We start from the raw sequence: 17,556 nt of genomic DNA on the forward strand, positions 1-17,556 counted from the left end.
TCAACCCTCCTCGGTGTCGGACGCCTCGGACGTCAGCGGTGGCGGGATGTACGGGTCGGGCGGCACCGGGCGGTTGTTGAGGTCGACCGACAGGTGGATGTCCCGGGCGACCGGGTGCCGCAGCTCCTCGGCGAGCTGGCCGATGAGGCCGGCGGTGCGGGCCAGCAGCGCGAAGCCGCGCAGCAGTTCCAGCGGCAGCCCGAGGTCGGCGAGGGCGGCGCCGCACACTCCCGCGCCGTTGAGCGGCAGCGTCTTGCCCAGCACCTGCGGGTGGACCCGGCCGATCGCGGCGAACAGGGCCAGGTGCGGGCCGGCGACGCCCTCCTCCTCGGCGATCCGGAACAGCCGCGGGGTGCGCGGGTCGCCCTCCTTATGGACGTGGTGGCCGAGGCCGGGGACGAAGAGGCCGGCCTCCCGCCGCGCCGCGACCGTCCGCAGGGCGAGCCCGTCCCAGCCGGCCTCGTCGGTGGGCAGCGGCCCTTCCACCGCGGCCAGCACCCCGTGCAGGAACTGCCCGCTGTCCTCGGTGACGCCCAGGAAGCGGGAGCCGCCGCCGAGCAGCCCTGCGGCCAGCGCGCCCTGCACGGAGTCCGGCGCCGACAGGTACGTCAGCCGGGTGACGATGGCGGTCGGGGTGTAGCCGTGGTCGGCAAGCGCCGCGAGCACCGCCTCGAAGACCCGGGTCTGGCCGCGGCTCGGACGGCGCTGGGTGGCCAGCCAGAAGGCCAGCTCGCCGAAGCCGACCTCGCCCATCACGTCCTCGGCGAGGTCGTGGCCGAGCAGGGTGATGCTGTGCAGCGAGGCGGCGCCGAGCGCGGTGTCGTAGCCGGGCGGCGCCGGGGGAATCGGCTGCTCGGGGGGAACGGGCTGGTCAGTCACTGTCGTTCGCCTTCCGGTCGGTCAGCCATGCGCGCACCTCGGCCCCGTGCTCGTCCAGTTCGGGCGGCGGCAGCCGGTAGCCGACCGGGGTGGCCGAGAAGCGGATCGGGTTGCGGGTGGTGGGCACCGCCCGGTCGCCCTCGCCGACCTCGACGACCGGGTCGAGGCCGAAGCGCTCGGCCATGGCGAAGCCGCCGTCGATCGTGTTGATCGGCCCGCAGGGCACGCCGACCGCGGTGAGCGCCTCGAACCACTCCACCGCACCCCGGGTGGCGAGCCGTTCGACCAGCAGCGGCCGCAACTCCTCGCGGTGGGCGGTGCGGTCGGCGTTGTGCGCGAAGCGCGGGTCGGCGGGCACGTCCGGCAGCCCGAGCACCTCGCAGAGCCTGCGGAACTGCCCGTCGTTGGCCGCCGCCACGATCAGGTCGCTGTCGGCGGTCGGCAGCGGCTCGTAGGGGAAGACGCTGGGGTGCGCGTTGCCCATGCGGAAGGGGACGACGCCGCCTGCCGCGTACGCCGAGCTGTGGTTGACCAGGCCGGTGAGCGCCGACGACAGCAGGTTGACCTCGACGTGCTGGCCCCGGCCGGTCGCGTCGCGGTGGCGCAGCGCGGCGAGGATGCCGATCACCGCGTGGTTGCCCGCCATCACGTCGAAGACCGAGATCCCGGCGCGGAAGGGCGGCCCTTCGGGGTCCCCGGTCAGGCTCATCAGCCCGGAGATGGCCTGCACCATCAGGTCGTAGCCGGGCACGTGCCGCCCGGGGCCGGTGCCGAAGCCGCTGATGGAGGCGTAGACGGCGCCGGGGTTCGCGGCGGCGACCGCCTCGTAGTCGAGGCCGTACTTCGCCAGGCCGCCCGGCTTGAAGTTCTCGATGACCACGTCGGCGCGGCGGGCCAGTTCGCGGGCCGCGGCGGCGTCGGCGGGGTCGTGCAGGTCGAGGGCGACCGAGCGCTTCCCGCGGTTGACGCCGAGGTAGTAGGTGGACACCTCGCCCCTGACCGGGGGCCGCCAGCCGCGGGTCTCGTCGCCCTGCGGCCCTTCGACCTTGATGACGTCGGCGCCCATGTCGGCGAGCAGCATCGTGGCGTAGGGACCGGCCAGGACCCGGGAGAAGTCCGCGACCAGGATGCCGGCGAGCGGGCCTGCCGCCGCGCCGGGCACGGGCGCCGGCTGCTCGGCCGCGGAACCGGGCCCTGGGTCGTCCACCATGCGCCTTGCCTCCCAGCTGTCCGTACAGCGGACCAATGTCCGCTAACTGAGTCTGCGCTGCTTGGGCGCCGCTGGTCAAGGCGTTCGCGCACCGGCGCGGGCGCCCGGCCGACCCGAGCCGGCCGGGCCGCCGCCCCGCGTCACGACACCGCCCGCGCGTCGATGTGCGGCACGTCCTGGACCCGTGCGAAATCGGCGCTGATGTCACCGGCCGCTTGCAGCAGCAGCGGCAGGTGGTGCCCGATCAGGTGGTCGACCGTCGTCTCGGCGGCATGGCAGTTGACGTTGACCCCGGCGATCACGCGGCCCGAGCCGTCCCGCAGCGGTGCGGCGACCGACCGGATGCCCAGTGTCAGCTGCTCGTCGGTCAGCGCCCAGCCGCGCGCCCGCACATCGCGCAGCTCGGCGTCGCGCTCGGCCGCGTCGGGCTGCCAGCGGGCGGTGAGGCCCGACCTGGTCGGCTCGGCCAGCGCCGCGTCGAGCTCGTCCGGCGGCAGCGCGGCGAGCTGCACCTTGCCGAGCGAGGTGGCCAGCGCGGGGAAGCGGGTTCCGACCTGCACCGCGAGCGAGACGATCTTCGGCACGGAGACCCTGGCCACGTAGACGATGTCGGAGCCGTCGAGCTGGGCGATCGAGCAGGACTCGCCGGTGCGCTCCACCAGCCGTTCCAGATGGGGCCTCGCCACGTCCCACAGGCCCATCGACCGCACGTAGGCGACGCCGAGTTCGAGCACCCTCGGGGTCAGCGAGTAGCCGCGCTCCGCGGCCCGCACGTATCCCAGCTCCTCCAGCGTGAGCAGGATGCGGCGGGCGGTCGGGCGGGCCAGCCCGGTCGCGGCGGCCACCTCGGCCAGCGACATGGCGGGGCGGCCGGGGCGGAAGGCGGCGATCACCTCCAGGCCGCGCGCCAGCGCCTCGATGAAGTCGGGACCGGTTCCGGTACGCGGCATGACACGGCCTCCTCGGGGCTGCCCCGGCCTTCCGCGGGCGTCAGCGGACCGGGCTCATCCGAAGCGTAGCCGCCCGCTGTCCGCAAGGCGGACGACCACGACGCGGGGCCGCCGCAGGACCGGCTCCGCCGTCCATTGACACCGGGTTGCGGCTGAGCGAAGGTGACCGGACCGACGCCTTGTCCGTAGAGCGGACAAGTGTACGCGTACCCGAAGGAGCGTGAGGCGATGAGCCAGCCCACCACCGGCGGCGGAACCGGCGGCACCGCGGGCCGTCCGGTCGTGCTGCGGGGCGGCACCGTCCTGACCGTCGACGCCACCCGGCAGGTCCGCACCGGGCACGACGTCCTGGTCGTCGGCGACCGCATCGCCGCCATCGGCCCGGGCCTCGCCGTGCCCGACGGCACCCTGGAGATCGACGCGGCCGGCGGCATCGTGATGCCCGGCATGATCGACACCCACCGCCACCTGTGGCAGACCGCGATGCGCGGCTACGGGGCCGACTGGACGCTCACCCAGTACTTCGTCTGGTACTACCTGGAGTGGGGCAAGGTCTTCCGCCCGCAGGACATCCACGCGGGCAACCTGCTCGGCGCCCTCGAAGCGCTCGACGCCGGTGTGACCACCACCGTCGACTGGTCGCACGGCCTGCGCACCACCGAGCACGCCGACGCCGCCGCCGACGCGCTCACCTCGGTGCCGGGCCGCTTCGTGCTCGCCTACGGCAACATCCAGGCCGCGCCCGCCGAGTGGACAGGCACCGCCGAATTCCGCGACTTCCTCCGGCGCCGCGCCACCGGCGACGGCATGCTCGACTTCCAGCTCGCCTTCGACGTCACCGGCGATCCGGCCTTCCCCGAGAAGCCCGCCTTCGAGGTCGCCCGCGAACTCGGCCTGCCCGTCACCACCCACGCCGGCGTCTGGGGCGCCACCGGCGACGACGGCATCCGGCTGATGCACGAGAACGGCTTCATGACGCCGGAGACCGTCTACGTGCACGGCGCCTCGCTGTCCGCCGACTCCTACCACCGCATCGCCGCCACCGGCGGCTCGGTGTCGGTGTCCACCGAGAGCGAGCAGAGCGCGGGCCAGGGCTACCCGCCCAGCTGGGCGCTGCGCTCCTACGGCATACCGGTCTCGCTGTCGATGGACACCTCGGTGTGGTGGAGCGGCGACCTGTTCTCCGCGATGCGCGCCACGCTGGGCGCCGACCGCTCCCGCGAGCACCTGGAGGCGCACGCCCTCGGCGAGACCGTCACGCACGCGGCGCTGCGCGCCGACCAGGTCGTCGAGTGGGCCACCAGGGGCGGCGCCCGTGCGCTCGGCCGCGAGTCCGACCTCGGCAGCGTGGAGGTCGGCAAGAAGGCCGACCTGGTGCTGATCAAGAACGACCACTCGCCGGTGTCCTTCCCCGTGCTCAACCCGCACGGCCATGTCGCCTTCCAGGCCCAGCGCGCCGACGTCCACACCGTCCTGGTCGACGGCCGCGTCGTGAAGCGCGACGGCCGTCTGCTCGACACCGACCTCACGGCCGTCCGCCGTACGGTCGAGGCCACCGTCGACCACCTGCGCGCGGAACTCGGCGAGGACGCCTGGCAGCGCGGCATGAACCCGGATGTCCCAGCGACGAAGATCCTCGACAACCCGTACACCTACACCGACTACCGCAGCGGCGGCACCCACGGCGGGTGAACCCGCGGCGCGCGGCCCGGCCGGGGTCCGGGCCGCGGCCGCCTCAGTCGGTGGCGGTCGGCTCCCGGTCGGTCGGTGCGGGGGCCGCGCCGGCCTGCCGCTTGCGTTCGAGGACGACGAGCGGGCAGTTCAGGGCGGCCGCGATCTTGGCCAGGTTCGCCGGGGTCGCGCTGCGCCAGCCGGACTCGATCTCGCCCATCAGCTGCTCGGAGATGCCGACCAGGTCGGCGAGCGCCCGCTTGGTCAGGCCCGCCTTCTCCCGTGCCCAGGTGACCGCCTCCGGCTCCTGGTGGAGCCGGCTGGGCCGGGTGCGGGTGCGGGATGCCATGGGGAGAAAGTAGCGCGTAGTACCGCGTAAAGCAAGGTAGTACGCACCTGCTACGCATCCCCGGATGGCCACGGGCACCCATCCGGGCAGGTCGCCGGGGGTGGGATGGGCGAAGCCGGGCCGCGGAGTGGACGCTGGATGCGTAGTTGTGCGAAGCTCGGCACATGACTGAGGGCCCGGACGCGCCACCCGAGGGACTACTGATCAAGCGGGCCCAACTGGCCGCACGGCTCTCCCAGCGGGAGGCCGCCAGGCGGGCCGGGCTGAGCGAGGCCAGATGGCGCCAGCTGGTCTCCGGCTTCCAGCTGGTCAGCCGCACCAGGGTGCCGGTCCGCAGCCCCGACGAGACGCTGGCGCGGATGGCCCGCGCCGTCGGCGTCAGCGCCGAGCAGCTGGAGGCGGCAGGTCGCGGCGACGCGGCGGACGCCCTGCGGGACGCCGAGGCGGGCCGGGCGGCGGGCGAGGCCGGCGGCACTGACGCCGCGGGGATCGACCAGGCGGGCCGGAGCCGGGTGGACGAGCGGTGGCCCCTGGTGGCGGCCGTGCTGCGGCAGGCACGCGTCGGGCTGAGCCCCGCCGAGTACGACGTGCTCGCGGGCCGCGTCACCGCGTACGTCGCCGCTCCGGCGGACGCCCCGGGCATCACCGGGCAGCCGGATGCGCCCGGCTCCTCCCGGCCGGCCGGCCCCGACGAGGACACCGACCGGGACTGAGCGGGTCCCGGCAGGTCACCCGCCCGCCGAACACCCGCTGCACGTGCATCCGCAATTGCCGCCGAGGCCGTGAAATGTCACCCCCTGGGGCGATTTCGCAGGTCGGCCCGGGACGCCTTTGTCCGAAGCGGCCTGGAAGCGAGCCCGGCAGACTGGCATGATGAAGCACCGTTGGCCTCGACCTGGGGGCGTGCCAACGGAGTTCGGTCGTCCGGGTGACCCCGGACGGGTGACTTCATGGCACCTCGTCGCTGTGACCTCCGTCACAACTCCCCTGCGCGGCCTGCGGTGATGGCCCTGCGTACGGCCCCTGCCCAACGCCGATCCGCCGAGAGCGTGTGGCGCATCGCGTGACGGAAAGGGCACTATGGGGACGAACCCCTCGTGACGTGACGTAGATCACAACCGTGGGTCCTGTGGACGGAAGGGCCGGCGGAAGACCGCGATCGAACGCAAGGAAGCGCCCCGCCCGTCCCCTTGGTTGCAGCCTGAGACAGGGCGAAGCGCTTCCGGTCGCAAGATGTGGCCCCTACCGGGCGACCCCGGTGGGGGCCACACCGTCACAGGTGGCGGTCGATGAACCCGGCGATGTCGATGAGGTCCTTGAAGAACCTCGCCACCGCCATGAGAAACCGGCCGCTCGCACCGATACGCCGTTCGGCCGGTGCCCACCACTCACGCTTCTTGCGACCCCCATCGCCCAGTTGGTGATCGGGCATGGAGGGAACTCCCTTCTCTTCGCGGGGCGGATACCACGCTCTCCGTGGGCCCCCGGGGGGTCCACGTCGTGCTGGTGCGATATCCGGTGCGGAGTCGGGCAGTTGCGAGCCATCGTAGCGGTGCCGGAGAGCGAGTCGTGCGTAACAACGCGTAGCGCGTGCGCCCCTGCCGACACACAACGGCACGACGTGCCACGGCTGTTCAGGGTGCGGCGGATCCGACCCCCGCCGCCTGCAAGGACCATCGCCACGGCACCGGACCGGGATGGCACGGGGTGCTGCCGACCAGGCAGGTTTCTCCTGGCATATACCGAAGACACTCCTTCGGGTGATCCTCGCCCCCGTCCCGGGAACGCGGTCTTCGCGAAAACCGCTGCGGCCCCACCGCCCGGCGGCAGCACAATGACCGGCGTGTCCATCGAAACGCACGACCCGCACGCCCCGAACACCGCGGTCGACAGCCTCCTCGCCGAACTCGACCCGCTCTCCTACCCCGCACGGATGCGCGCCCTCGCCTCATGGGTGCGGGACCGCCGCGGGGCGGGCGAACTGCGGCCGATGCTCGATGAGTTGGACACGCGGGGCGCGTACGGACGCAGGCTCGCCGTCGTCGCGGCCGCCGTCGCAGGGGACACCGGCTTCCTCGAAGACCGGCTCGCCGACCCCGACGCGGCAGTGCGCGGCCACGCGCTCAAGGCGTCGCTCCGGCTGCCGATCGGCGACACCGCACTGGAGCGGGCGATGGACGACGCGCCCGCGGTCGTACGACGGCAGATCACCGGCGCCGTCGTCGCCGGGCGGCGCACCGCACTGGCGGAACGGCTGCTGCCCGCGGTCAGGGAGCGGTGGGGAGACGTCGAGGCCGCACGGCTGCTGCCGGGCTGCGGGCCCGACACCGTGCGGCTGCTGCTCCCCGGCCTCCACCGCTCCGTCGACCGGCGGCGGGCACTCGCACGCCGGCACCCGGACGCCCTGCTCGACGAGATCGCCCGGCAGCTCGCCGACCTGCCCGCGCAGATCCGCACCGGCTGGTGGGAGGTCAACGCCGACGTCTTCACCGACCTCGCCGACGCCCGCCCGCAGCGGGTGCTCGACCTGCTCGAAGCCCACTGCCCCGCCACCCTGCCCCCCGCGGTCAAGCGCATCCTGGGCCGGCTGCTGAAAGCCGAGCCCGCACGGACCATCCGGCTGCTCACCGCGCCCGAACGGGCAGCGGACAACCCCGTACCGCTGGTCTCGCGCACCGCGCTGAGCCGGCTCGCCCGGCTCGGGACACCGGAGTTCACCGACCTGGGCCGCGCCTGGGGCCACCTGCCCGGATCCCTCACCCGGCTGCTCCGCGCACTCCCCCCGGCCCGCAGGGAGGCCTTCCACGACACCGCCACCGCGGGGAGCGACCTCAGCCGCACCGACCTCGGCGACGCGATACTCGAAGCCCTGCCGCGCCACCGCGCCAGAGCCGAGGCGCGGCGGATGGCGGCGCAGGCCGCGGACAGGGGCGCGCCCTGGGGCGTGGTGCTGGCCGCCGTCGCCCACCTGCCGCCCGACGAGGCACGCGAGCGGCTGATCGCCGCGACCCGCCGCCCCGCTGCGGACGACCGGGCGGTGGCCTACCCCCTGCTGGTCAGGAACGCCGCCAGGTCCGGTGACGCCGCGGCCGTCGCGCGGCTGCTCGACGACCTGCTGCGGCTGCGCAACGAGCAGGACCCGGTCAGGGCGCCCGCACTGGCCGCCCTCGCCTGCGTGCCGCCCCGGCTCTTCCGGGGCGACGACGCGGGACCGCTCGGCCGCATCGCGACCGACGCGAGCGAGGCACGCGACTGCTCGGGGCAGACTCGGCAGGCGCTCTCCACCCTGGCGCTCGCGGTCCTGCGGGAGCACGCGACCGGCGGTGAACCCCCGCTGATCGAATGGTCGTTGGCCACGATCACCCGGCTGTACGGGAACACCGCCGGCGCCTGGCTCGGCCGGCTCGACACCACCTTGCGGCGGGGACAGGAATTCCAGGTCTTCGAGGCGCTGCGGCCATGGCTCGAAGCCGGTGCGGACAAGGTCGACCACTCGCTCACCTTCGCGCTGGCCAGGGCTTTCGGACGGCGCGCCCGGCACATGCCCGAACTGCAGGAACTCCTCTGGCAGGCCGTGCAGTTCGGCGACAACGCCACCGTGAGCCGAGCCGTCGGCCTGTGGCTCGACGACCCCGCCACCCGGGACGAGCGGGCCGAACGGGTCATCGCACTGGAGCCGTCCGCCGTCGTGCTGGCACCGGTCCTGGCCGTCGTGACCCGCCGCCGCACCGACCTGCTGGACACCGTGCTGTCGGCCACGCCGCCCTACGGACGCTTCCTGGTCCAGGGCGCGCGCTGGCTGCCGCCGGTCGACGCGGCCGGCAGCTGGCTGCCCCGCCAGCAGGCCGACGCCGCACGGCTGCTGGCAAGAGCGGCGGGCGACGCGTCCGAAGGCAAGCACACCAGGGCATGGCACATCAGGGCGGCGGCCGCCATACCCGAACTCGGCGCCGGCATCGTCCGCCGCTGGACCGACTCCCCCGACACGGTGCTCGCCGAGGCGGCCCTCGGCGCGCTCGTCTGGACCGACCGGCCGGCCGACGCGCTCCCGCTGCTCCTCGCCCACGCCGGCGACGACCGGGCCAGGGTCGCCCTCTACGCGGCCACCCGCGCCGCGTCCCGCACCCCGCCGTCCCGGCTGAGCGCCGCCCTGCGCGGCGCGCTGCTGCCGCCCGCGGACGCCGCACCCGGGGCGGGCGCCGCGCCCGCGGCCAAGGTCACCAGCCGCAAGGAACTGGTACGGCTGGCCGGCGCGCTGCTGCCCGCCCGGGAAGCGGTCGCCGTCATCGCCGAGGCGTACGGCCTTCCCGGGCAGCACCCCGACGTCCAGGCCGCCTGCGTGGCCATGGCCGTCGAGCTGTCGCGCTCGCCGGCCGCGTGGCAACTCCTGGAACGGGCCGCCGAAGGTCCGCCCGTCACCAGGACCGCGGTCCTGCGCACCCGGCCGTACGCCGTCGCCGAGGAAGAACGCGGCCGGTACGCCGAGTTGGTGCTGCGGATCGCCGACGGCGACGACACGGAGACCGCCGACGCCGCGCTCGCCCTGCTCGCCGGCTGGTCGCCATGGCACCCCGGTGCCGCGCGGCTGCTCCGCGCCAAAACCGTCGACCTCGACAACCGCACGTCCTGGCCGGCAGCCGCACAGGGGCTGGTGGCACTCACCGCCACCCCGGGCGGCGCCGACACCCTGCTCGACGCGCTGCGCCTGCTCGTCGCCGCGGACGGGTCGAGTGCGGCACGGGAGCTGGACGCGGCGGCCGAACGGGACCGCCCCGCGCGGCGCCGGCTCGGGCACCTCGTCACCCGGCTGTCGGCCGCCGCGGCGCGGCCCGGTGCCACCGGGGCCAAGGGCGCGGCGCTGCTGGCCGCCGAATACCTCTGCGGGGCAGGGGACTTCGTGGTCCAGGGCGTCCGGCTGTCCGTCGACGCGCTCGATCTCGACGCGGACGCGGAGGTGCTGCTCCCCGCGCTCGACCGCCTCGCCGCCCTGCACGACGGCCGGCCCGCACTCGCCGTGCGTACCGCCGAAGTGGTGCGGCAGCGGCTCACGGCCGCCGGGCGGCCGGGCCATCCGCCCGTCCTGCTCGCCGCGTCCGAGCGGTTGGCTGCCGCCGGCGATCACGCGGGAGGGCTCCTCGCCGTCGCCCTCACCCACGCGGTGGGGGTGCGGGCCGGGTGGCCCGCCGACACCCGCCGGCGGCTGCGGGGCTTGCGCGGGCACCCGCAGCCGGACGTACGGGAGGCCGCCGTTGCCGTGGCCACGGCGCCCGAATGGGTCTTTTTTGGGGGCGCCTCGGGGGGTGGCCCCTGGCCTTGGAGGGCGACTGATCCGCCGCGCGGGCTTGGGCGACTCGGGGGGTGCCCCCTGGCCCTGGAGGGCGACTGATCCGCTGTCGGGGCCGGGCGACTCAGGGGGTGGCCCCCGGCCCTCGCGGGCGACCGATCCGCCGCGCGGGCTGGGCGCCTCAGGGGGTGCCCCCTGGCCTTGGAGGGCGACTGATCCGCCGTCGGGGCCGGGCGCGTAGTTCCCCGCGCCCCTCAGGGGGTGCCCCCTCGCCTTCGGGGGTGGCTGAACCGCCGCGCGGGCCGCGCCCCTCAGGGGGTGCCCCCGGGCCTTGGAGAGCGACTGATCCGCCGCCGGGGCCGGGCGCGCAGTTCCTCGCGCCCCTCAGGGGGTGCCCCCGGGCCTTCGGGGGTGGCTGAACCGCCGTGCGGGCCGCGCCCCTCAGGGGGTGCCCCCGGGTCTTCGCGGGTGGCTGAACCGCCGTGCGGGCCGCGCCCCTCAGGGGGTGCCCCCTGGCCTTCGCGGGTGGCTGAACCGCCGTGCGGGCCGCGCCCGCTCGGGGGTGGCCCCTGGCGGGCGCGGCCCGCAGGGGGCCCGGGGTCAGGGGGTGGGGCGGGTGGCGGTGAAGATCGTGGTGGCGGACAGGAGGAAGGCGTCGGGGCGGGTCATGATGCCCTCGGGGGTCGCGGGGTCGAGCAGGGTGTCGAGGGTGGCGAGGTCTTCCGCGGTGAGGGATTCGCTCATTCCGTCGCGCAGCCGGGTCAGGTGGGCGTGCAGGTAGCTGCGGGCGGGGGTGGAGAGCGGGGCGGGGAGGTCGAGGATCGGGGTGAAGGCGGTGACGCCGGTCAGGCCGGCGCGGCCGAGCATCGCGGGCCAGTCGTCGACGGCGGCGACACTGCCGGGCAGCTCCGCCCGCATGGCGGCGAACCAGTCCTCCTGGATGGCGTCCAGCCTGGCCTGGAGGCCCGGCTTCCCGATGCCGATGTCGCGCGGCAGGAAGCGCATCGGCAGGCCGCCTTCGGCCACGGCGAGCATCCCGCCGGGCCGCAGCAGTCCCGCGAGCGCGTCCAGGGCGCCCTGCTGGTCGCCGAGGTGGTGTATGGCCATGCTGCTCCACACCAGGTCGGTGGTGCCGAGCCCGTCGAGGGGCGCGGGCAGTTCAGCGAGCCGTACGCCGACCCTGCCGCCGAGGCCGTGGGCTTCCGCGCGGGCCAGCGTGCGGTCGAGCAGCGCCTGGGTACCGTCGACGGCGACCGCCTCCGCGTCGCCGAACTCCTCGGCCAGCACGCAGGTCATCACGCCCGGCCCGCTGCCGACGTCGAGGACGCGGCGGACCTCGTGCCGCGGGCCGATCAGCTCCCGCAGCCGGGCGGCCGTCGCACGCAGGAGGGGGAGCCGCAGCTCGCCGGCGTTCTCCAGGGTGTCGGCCATGGCCTCCCAGTCGAGGTCGGTGTCGTGGCCGTGATGACCGGCGTGGCCATGGCGGTCGTGGCGGTGATCGTGCCCGTGGGGTGCGGTGTCTGCGCTCATGCCGGGCAGCGTGCACCGGCGCCGACGGTGCGGCAACTCCTGTTGCCGTTTCCGGGACGGCGAGGTGGAATGCCGGTATGGACACCCCTCCGCCGCACCAAGCGGTGCTCGACGAGGTCGGCCCGCGGCTGCGACGGCTGCGGACCAAGCGCAACCTCACCCTGGGCGCGCTCTCCGAGAGCACCGGCATCTCCAAGAGCACCCTGTCCCGGCTGGAGTCCGGGCAGCGCCGCCCCAGTCTCGAACTGCTGCTCCCGCTCGCCGCCGCCTACCGGGTGCCGCTGGACGACCTGGTCGGAGCGCCCGAGGTGGGCGACCCAAGGGTGCGGCTGACACCGCGCTCGCTGCCGAACGGCGGCACCGTGGTGCCGCTGTCCCGCGGGCCCGGCCCGCTCCAGGCGTACAAGATGATCGTCCCGGACCGGGGCAGCGAGCCGGAGCTGCGGACGCACGAGGGCTACGAGTGGCTGTACGTGCTGCACGGCCGGCTGCGGCTGGTCCTGGCCGACCACGACCTGATGCTCGACCCGGGCGAGGCAGCCGAGTTCGACACCCGGCTGCCGCACTGGTTCAGCGGCACCGGCGGCCGGCCCGCCGAAGTCCTCAGCCTCTTCGGCAGGCAGGGCGAGCGCATGCACGTGCGTGCCAGGCCCAGCGAGTGAGCGGCCGGCCCCCGGGTCAGCGATACCGGTAGCAGACGGTGTACGACAGGCTGGCGTAGTTGTTCGGCTTCCAGGTGGCCCACGCGTCCGTGCCGCAGAACTTGCTGTTGTTGTAGGTGGGGGTGCGGCCGGTGATCACGACGTTGGCGGCGTTGCACGAGACGGAGTGCAGGGAGGGCCGGGTGGACGAGCCGGTGAAGCGCATGCACTCGTGCAGGGTGGCGTGGCCCGCGTCGTCGGGGTAGATCATCGACAGGCAGAGCACGACGCCGAGGTCGTCCCTGCCGGACACCCCGAAGTGCTCCGCCCAGTCCTCGTTCCGCAGCCCCTTGCAGCGATTACCGTCGGTCGTCCCCGTGTAGCGCGCCAGGACGGTGAACGCGCCGGTCTGGCAGTCCAGTTCGTCCCAGTCGGAGGCCGCGCTGTCGCCGTAGACGCAGGTGCCGGCCTTCGCGTGGTAGGCGGTCCCGTGCTCGTACTGGTAGCTGAGGCACAGCACGAGGTCGTGCTCCGTGTAGGACACGTTCCAGTCGTCCCCCGCGACGTGGTCGCAGCCGCTCGTGACGGTGGTGCCGTGCAGGACCTGGACGACCTTGAAGTTGCCCGGCCCGCACGCGGCGGGCGACAGGTCGGCGGTCTTGTCCGTCCCCGCGTTGTCGAAGCAGTCACCGGTCTCGGCGCTGCCGATGGGATCGGGGGTGGCCGACGCGGTCGGGATCGACGGGTCCGACTGGTCGCCGTCGTCGTCCGGGTCGGTGCTGTCGGTCGGCAGGTCGCCGGGCAGCGTCGGCAGCCCTTCGGGCAGGGTCGTCGCGCCGGCGGCCGGGGGCGCCCCGAAGGTGTCGGTGTCGCCGCCTGCCGAGAAGGCGAGGGCGGCGACCGCGGCCAGCACCACGGCGGCGGCGATGACGGAAGCGGGAACCGCCCGCCACCACGGCTGCCGCGGAGCCGCCGCCATCGGCGGCATGCCCCCCGGCGGGGGTGGCGGCATGCCCCCCGGCGGGGGTGGCGGCATGGGCGGCGGCCCGCCGGGTCCCGGGGCGCTGTACATCGCCGCGGGTCCCGGGGCGCCGTACATCGCGGCGGGCATGGTCGCGCCCTGGGCCGCGGCACCGCCCAGGCGGGCGGCCAGGTCGCGGAGGGTGGGCCGGGCGGCGGGCTGCGCGGCCAGGCAGCCGGCTATCAGCGGTCCCAGTACGGGGTCGGCGATCGGCGGCGGTACCGCCTGCCACCTGGCGGGAGCGGGCGGCCGGCCGGTGGCCGCGAAGTGCAGGATCGTGCCGATGCCGTGGACGGCGTCGGCCTCCGTCGCGCCGCCGGCCGCCGCGCTCTGCGCCATGTGCGTGATGCCGACGTGGGAGACCCGCGGCCCCTCCGCCGCCATCATGACGTTGGACGGCTCGATGCCGACGAGGCGGGCACCGGCCTCGTGCGCGCTCGTCGTGGCGGCGGTCAGCGCCACCGCCAACTCACGTATCAGGTGCGGCGGCAGAGGCCCGCTGTCGGCGACGACCGCGTCGAGGGACGGCGCGTCGGGGCTGCCCGCGGCCAGCCAGGGCGACGCGCTCTCGGTGTCCGCGTCGACGGGTACGAGATACGGCCCGGTGACACGGCGGGCGTTGTTCACGTCGAGGCGGAAACGGTCGCGGAACTCCGGGTCCTGCGCGAGCCGTCCATGCAGCACCGTGACGGTGACCAGCGGCCCGCCGCCGGGCCCGCGGCCCCCGTACGCCTGCCCCAGTCCGGTGTCGCCGAGCCTGCACACCAGCTGGTAAGACCCGATCTGTGCCGGATCCCCCGGCCTCAGCGGTTCCATCGCGCGCTCCCCCGTTCTCGCACCCGTGCCTCACGCGGTGCGCGGCCGTCCGACTGGCAGTCAGCCGACCGAAGTGGACACTTTGGCACTGCGCCTCCGCCCGCGCCACCGCCGTGCGGCCCCGGGCGTCAGGCCGCCACGGGCACGGCGGGGCGGGTCACCCGCCGGATCGCGGCCGTACCCCGGACGGCGCTCCCGCGTGGCCGACCGCGCGAGTGCGTCGTGTAGTGGGCGTGTGCGGCCCCGACAAGGCGGGCCGCCGATCGCCCGCCAGGGGCGCACCGATCGGAGGAGCCACCGTGAGGCACCATGTCAGAGCCGCCGCCACCGCCGCAATCGTGCTGGCCGCCACGGCCACCGCCTGCTCCGGCGGCAGCAGCAGCCCCAACTCGTCGGGCGCCGGTACGGCCTCCCCCTCCAACGTGGTGGAAGAGGCCGCGAAGGCCGCTCCCGCGACGGTCACCACCAAGTCGGTGTCGCTGGGCAAGATCCTCGTCAACGACAAGAACCTCACCCTGTACGTCTTCATGAAGGACAAGACCTCCACGTCCACCTGCACGGGCGCCTGCGCCGCCGCGTGGCCGCCCCTGGTGGTGAAGACCAAGCCGACCGGGTCCGGCGGTGTCCAGAGCAACCTGCTGTCCAGCAGCAAGCGTTCCGGCGGCGCCATGCAGGTCACGTACAAGGGCCACCCGCTCTACCGCTTCGCCGGCGACAGCAAGCCCGGCAACACCAACGGCCAGGGCCTGAACAACTTCGGCGCCAAGTGGTACGTGATCGGCACCGACGGCAAGCCGATCACCGCCGGCGCCTCGTCGAACCCCGGCGCCGGCTACTGAGCCCTGCCGTCATGCCCGCAGGTCGATGGCGAGCTGGTCGTGCAGGGCCCGCTCGCCGTCCGCGGTGACCCGCAGGGCGCGGCCGGAGCCGATCCGCTCCACCCAGCCGAGGTCGAAGGCCCGCAGGCACAGGGCCGCGCCGACCGCGCCGGCCAGGTGATGCCGCCGCTCCGTCCAGTCGAGGCAGCGGCGGATCACCGGCCGCGGCCCCTTCAGCGCGCCGATGTCGATGCCGAGTCCCGCCAGCCAGGCCCGCCCCGCCTCGGTCACGACGAGCCCCGCCTCGTCGGCGACCAGCCGCCGGTCGAGCGCCGCGTCGGCGACGGCCACACCGAGGTGGCCCGCCAGGTGGTCGTAGCAGGTACGCGCCCGCGCCTCGGCGCTCCTGCGCACCGACTCCCGCAGATTCCGCGGGGCGGGCGCGTCGTCCGCCCCGCCGGCGCCGTACGCCGACAGGTCCTCGACCAGGGAGGCCGCGCCGTCCGCCAGCCTTACGTACCGGTGCCTGCCCTGCCGTTCCTCGGTGAGCAGGCCGCCTGCGACCAGCCTCGACAGGTGCTCGCTCGCGGTGGATGGCGCCACCCGCGCGTGCCGCGCCAGCTCGCCCGCGGTCCACGCCCGGCCGTCGAGCAGCGCGAGGCAGAAGGCGGCACGGGTGCGGTCGGCGAGCAGCCCGGCGATCGTGGCGAGTGACATACGTCCATGATGCGCGCGGCACACTTCGGCGGGCGCCGACGCTTCCCGGTCCTAGCGTGACCGCCATGACCAGCTCAGTGCATGAATTCCGCGGCTACGACGAGGTGGCCGCCGCGCTCGCCGACCCCTGCCTCGTACCGGAGCCCGCCGGGCCGGGGCCGGCCGGCGGCATGGCGTGGCTGCGGGCGACGGTGGCGCGCTTCAGCGCGGGCGACGCCCACGCCAGGCGCAGCGCCCTGGTGGCGGCCGACCTCGCCCGCCTCGACCCGGAGGCGCTGCGGCGGGCCGCCGCAGCGGGCGGCGGGGACGACCCGCGGCTGGTGGTGGCGCGGGCCGTCGCCGACGGCTTGGGCTTCGCGGACCCTGCGGCGGTGGCGCCGGCGGTCGTCGCGGTCACCGCGGCATACTTCGGCGCTGCGGCCGACGCGGCCACCGACGCGGCGGTCGCCCACCTGCTGGCCGCCGCCGAGGAAGCGGGGGCCGGGGCCGCGCCCGCGGCAGGGGCGCCGGAGGAGCAGGCCGAGGCCGCCGCGAACCGGGTCGGCATCCTGATCCAGGCCTGCGACGCGACCGCCCGGCTGGTCGAGCACGCCGCGAGGGCCGCAGCGGAGCACCCGGGGGCGGCGACCGCCCCGGTCACCGCGCTGCTGGCCGAGACGCTGCGGCACGACCCTCCGGTACGCGCCATGCGGCGGGTCGCCGCCGCCGCGACCCGGGTGGCCGGGGCGGACATCGCCGCCGGCGACCTGGTGGTCCTGGACATCGCCGCCGCCAACCGCGACTCCCGCGCCTTCCCCGTGACCGCCGGGGGAGCGGGCCCGGACGACTTCGACCCGCACCGCACGGGCCCCGCCCCGCTGACCTTCGGCGCCGAGCCCCGCCGCTGTCCCGGCACCGACCACGCGCTGGCCTTGGCCGCGGGCCTGCTCAGCGCCCACCCGACCGGCACCGCACCCGCCACCCGGGGCACCACCGACACCCGGGACCCCGCGCCCGCCGCTACCACCGACACCCGGGACCCCGCGCCCGCCGCTACCACCGACACCCGGGACCCCGCGCCCGCCGCCCCCACCGACACCCGGGACACCACCGAAGCCCGGGATACCGCGCCCGCGGACGCCGCCGAAGCCGACGATGCCCCGGTCACCGACGACCGGGACCCCGCGGAGGCCGTCGCGGCGATGGTCGCCCACGTCCTGCAGCTCGCCGAGACCTGGACGGCGTGGGACGGCCGCCCGCTGCCGAGCGAGGACCGCGTCTACACCCCGCACAAGGCGATCCGCAGGGTCGCCGACCACCTGATCGACCACCTCGCGGAGCTGGAAGCCCGCCTGGTGGGCGAGCAGGCGCAGCCCGACCACTGGCACGCGTCGATGACCACCACCCCGGCGGATCTGGCCCCCTTCACCCCCGACGACCTCGACGAGGCCCGCAGCCGTCTCACCCGGCTCGCCCGGATGTGGTCCAACCGGCTGGACACCCTGACCCCGGACCAGCTCGACCGCTCGCCCGGCACCGGCTGGACCTTCCGCCAGCTCGCCTTCCACCTGACCGGGTCGGTCTACTACGCCGACGCGGTCGGCGACCTCACGCCGCCGGACGGGCCGCGCTGACGGTCAGGCCGGGCACGCACAACGCCGCGGGGCCCCGCGGTCCATGGCGGACTGCGG

General features: G+C 75.2%; 14 protein-coding genes. 6 read left to right on the plus strand and 8 right to left on the minus strand.

Annotation, left to right across the window (positions count from 1 at the left end):
• From ACGFMP_RS01245 to ACGFMP_RS01255, 3 genes are all read right to left on the minus strand, one after another.
• Nucleotides 1-879, minus strand: coding sequence for a citryl-CoA lyase (locus ACGFMP_RS01245; protein WP_393669521.1), 879 nt, complete (start codon nt 877-879; stop codon nt 1-3).
• Nucleotides 872-2,089, minus strand: coding sequence for a CaiB/BaiF CoA transferase family protein (locus tag ACGFMP_RS01250; RefSeq protein WP_393669522.1), 1,218 nt, complete (start codon nt 2,087-2,089; stop codon nt 872-874). The genes ACGFMP_RS01245 and ACGFMP_RS01250 overlap by 8 nt, the downstream gene beginning before the upstream one ends.
• Nucleotides 2,090-2,229: 140 nt before the next feature.
• Entirely contained in the window at nt 2,230-3,039 is an 810-nt protein-coding gene (locus ACGFMP_RS01255; RefSeq protein ID WP_393669523.1) for an IclR family transcriptional regulator C-terminal domain-containing protein, read from the minus strand.
• Nucleotides 3,040-3,267: 228 nt separating this feature from the next.
• Between ACGFMP_RS01255 and ACGFMP_RS01260 the strand changes: the two genes are divergently transcribed.
• Nucleotides 3,268-4,731, plus strand: coding sequence for an amidohydrolase family protein (locus ACGFMP_RS01260; protein ID WP_393669524.1), 1,464 nt, complete (start codon nt 3,268-3,270; stop codon nt 4,729-4,731).
• A gap of 43 nt (nt 4,732-4,774) precedes the next feature.
• On the opposite strand, the gene ACGFMP_RS01265 is transcribed toward ACGFMP_RS01260, so the two are convergent.
• Complete coding sequence (locus ACGFMP_RS01265) at nt 4,775-5,059, minus strand: helix-turn-helix domain-containing protein (protein WP_393669525.1); 285 nt, start codon at nt 5,057-5,059, stop codon at nt 4,775-4,777.
• A 164-nt stretch (nt 5,060-5,223) separates the two neighbouring features.
• Between ACGFMP_RS01265 and ACGFMP_RS01270 the strand changes: the two genes are divergently transcribed.
• Nucleotides 5,224-5,772 carry a helix-turn-helix domain-containing protein gene (locus ACGFMP_RS01270; RefSeq protein ID WP_393669526.1) on the plus strand — a complete coding sequence of 183 codons (549 nt, stop codon included), beginning with the start codon at nt 5,224-5,226 and terminating at the stop codon, nt 5,770-5,772.
• 560 nt (nt 5,773-6,332) lie between these two features.
• On the opposite strand, the gene ACGFMP_RS01275 is transcribed toward ACGFMP_RS01270, so the two are convergent.
• Nucleotides 6,333-6,491, minus strand: coding sequence for a hypothetical protein (locus ACGFMP_RS01275; RefSeq protein ID WP_393669527.1), 159 nt, complete (start codon nt 6,489-6,491; stop codon nt 6,333-6,335).
• A gap of 411 nt (nt 6,492-6,902) precedes the next feature.
• On the opposite strand from ACGFMP_RS01275, the gene ACGFMP_RS01280 reads away from it, so the two are divergent.
• A complete protein-coding gene (locus ACGFMP_RS01280; RefSeq protein ID WP_393669528.1) occupies nt 6,903-10,445 on the plus strand; it encodes a hypothetical protein in 3,543 nt (1,180 codons plus the stop codon).
• A gap of 498 nt (nt 10,446-10,943) precedes the next feature.
• Here ACGFMP_RS01280 and ACGFMP_RS01285 read toward each other — a convergent pair whose 3' ends face one another.
• The gene (locus ACGFMP_RS01285; RefSeq protein ID WP_393669529.1) at nt 10,944-11,873 is read right to left on the minus strand and encodes a class I SAM-dependent methyltransferase; all 930 of its coding nucleotides are present in this window, start codon (nt 11,871-11,873) and stop codon (nt 10,944-10,946) included.
• 77 nt (nt 11,874-11,950) lie between these two features.
• Between ACGFMP_RS01285 and ACGFMP_RS01290 the strand changes: the two genes are divergently transcribed.
• Nucleotides 11,951-12,535 (plus strand): helix-turn-helix domain-containing protein, encoded by a 585-nt coding sequence (locus tag ACGFMP_RS01290; RefSeq protein ID WP_393669530.1) that lies wholly within the window; start codon nt 11,951-11,953, stop codon nt 12,533-12,535.
• A 16-nt stretch (nt 12,536-12,551) separates the two neighbouring features.
• Here ACGFMP_RS01290 and ACGFMP_RS01295 read toward each other — a convergent pair whose 3' ends face one another.
• Nucleotides 12,552-14,351 carry a hypothetical protein gene (locus ACGFMP_RS01295; protein ID WP_393669531.1) on the minus strand — a complete coding sequence of 600 codons (1,800 nt, stop codon included), beginning with the start codon at nt 14,349-14,351 and terminating at the stop codon, nt 12,552-12,554.
• 299 nt (nt 14,352-14,650) lie between these two features.
• Here ACGFMP_RS01295 and ACGFMP_RS01300 point away from each other — a divergent pair, with 299 nt between their 5' ends.
• Nucleotides 14,651-15,190, plus strand: a complete 540-nt coding sequence (locus ACGFMP_RS01300; protein WP_393669532.1) for a hypothetical protein — start codon at nt 14,651-14,653, stop codon at nt 15,188-15,190.
• 9 nt (nt 15,191-15,199) lie between these two features.
• Here the strand turns inward: ACGFMP_RS01300 and ACGFMP_RS01305 are convergent, their stop codons facing one another.
• Entirely contained in the window at nt 15,200-15,886 is a 687-nt protein-coding gene (locus ACGFMP_RS01305; protein ID WP_393669533.1) for an ArsR/SmtB family transcription factor, read from the minus strand.
• Between the two features lie 65 nt (nt 15,887-15,951).
• Between ACGFMP_RS01305 and ACGFMP_RS01310 the strand changes: the two genes are divergently transcribed.
• Nucleotides 15,952-17,499 carry a cytochrome P450 gene (locus ACGFMP_RS01310; RefSeq protein WP_393669534.1) on the plus strand — a complete coding sequence of 516 codons (1,548 nt, stop codon included), beginning with the start codon at nt 15,952-15,954 and terminating at the stop codon, nt 17,497-17,499.
• Nucleotides 17,500-17,556: the final 57 nt, after the last annotated feature.

The organism is Streptomyces sp. NPDC049040 (assembly GCF_043197715.1).
Lineage (GTDB): Bacteria > Actinomycetota > Actinomycetes > Streptomycetales > Streptomycetaceae > Actinacidiphila.

What these genes read in the sequence shown, in the direction of transcription:
- ACGFMP_RS01250 (WP_393669522.1), bottom strand. Translation starts at nt 2,089, where the DNA reads ATGGTGGACGACCCAGGGCCCGGTTCCGCGGCCGAGCAGCCGGCGCCC.
- ACGFMP_RS01255 (WP_393669523.1), bottom strand. Translation starts at nt 3,039, where the DNA reads ATGCCGCGTACCGGAACCGGTCCCGACTTCATCGAGGCGCTGGCGCGC.
- ACGFMP_RS01260 (WP_393669524.1), top strand. Translation starts at nt 3,268, where the DNA reads ATGAGCCAGCCCACCACCGGCGGCGGAACCGGCGGCACCGCGGGCCGT.
- ACGFMP_RS01265 (WP_393669525.1), bottom strand. Translation starts at nt 5,059, where the DNA reads ATGGCATCCCGCACCCGCACCCGGCCCAGCCGGCTCCACCAGGAGCCG.
- ACGFMP_RS01270 (WP_393669526.1), top strand. Translation starts at nt 5,224, where the DNA reads ATGACTGAGGGCCCGGACGCGCCACCCGAGGGACTACTGATCAAGCGG.
- ACGFMP_RS01275 (WP_393669527.1), bottom strand. Translation starts at nt 6,491, where the DNA reads ATGCCCGATCACCAACTGGGCGATGGGGGTCGCAAGAAGCGTGAGTGG.
- ACGFMP_RS01285 (WP_393669529.1), bottom strand. Translation starts at nt 11,873, where the DNA reads ATGAGCGCAGACACCGCACCCCACGGGCACGATCACCGCCACGACCGC.
- ACGFMP_RS01290 (WP_393669530.1), top strand. Translation starts at nt 11,951, where the DNA reads ATGGACACCCCTCCGCCGCACCAAGCGGTGCTCGACGAGGTCGGCCCG.
- ACGFMP_RS01295 (WP_393669531.1), bottom strand. Translation starts at nt 14,351, where the DNA reads ATGGAACCGCTGAGGCCGGGGGATCCGGCACAGATCGGGTCTTACCAG.
- ACGFMP_RS01305 (WP_393669533.1), bottom strand. Translation starts at nt 15,886, where the DNA reads ATGTCACTCGCCACGATCGCCGGGCTGCTCGCCGACCGCACCCGTGCC.
- ACGFMP_RS01310 (WP_393669534.1), top strand. Translation starts at nt 15,952, where the DNA reads ATGACCAGCTCAGTGCATGAATTCCGCGGCTACGACGAGGTGGCCGCC.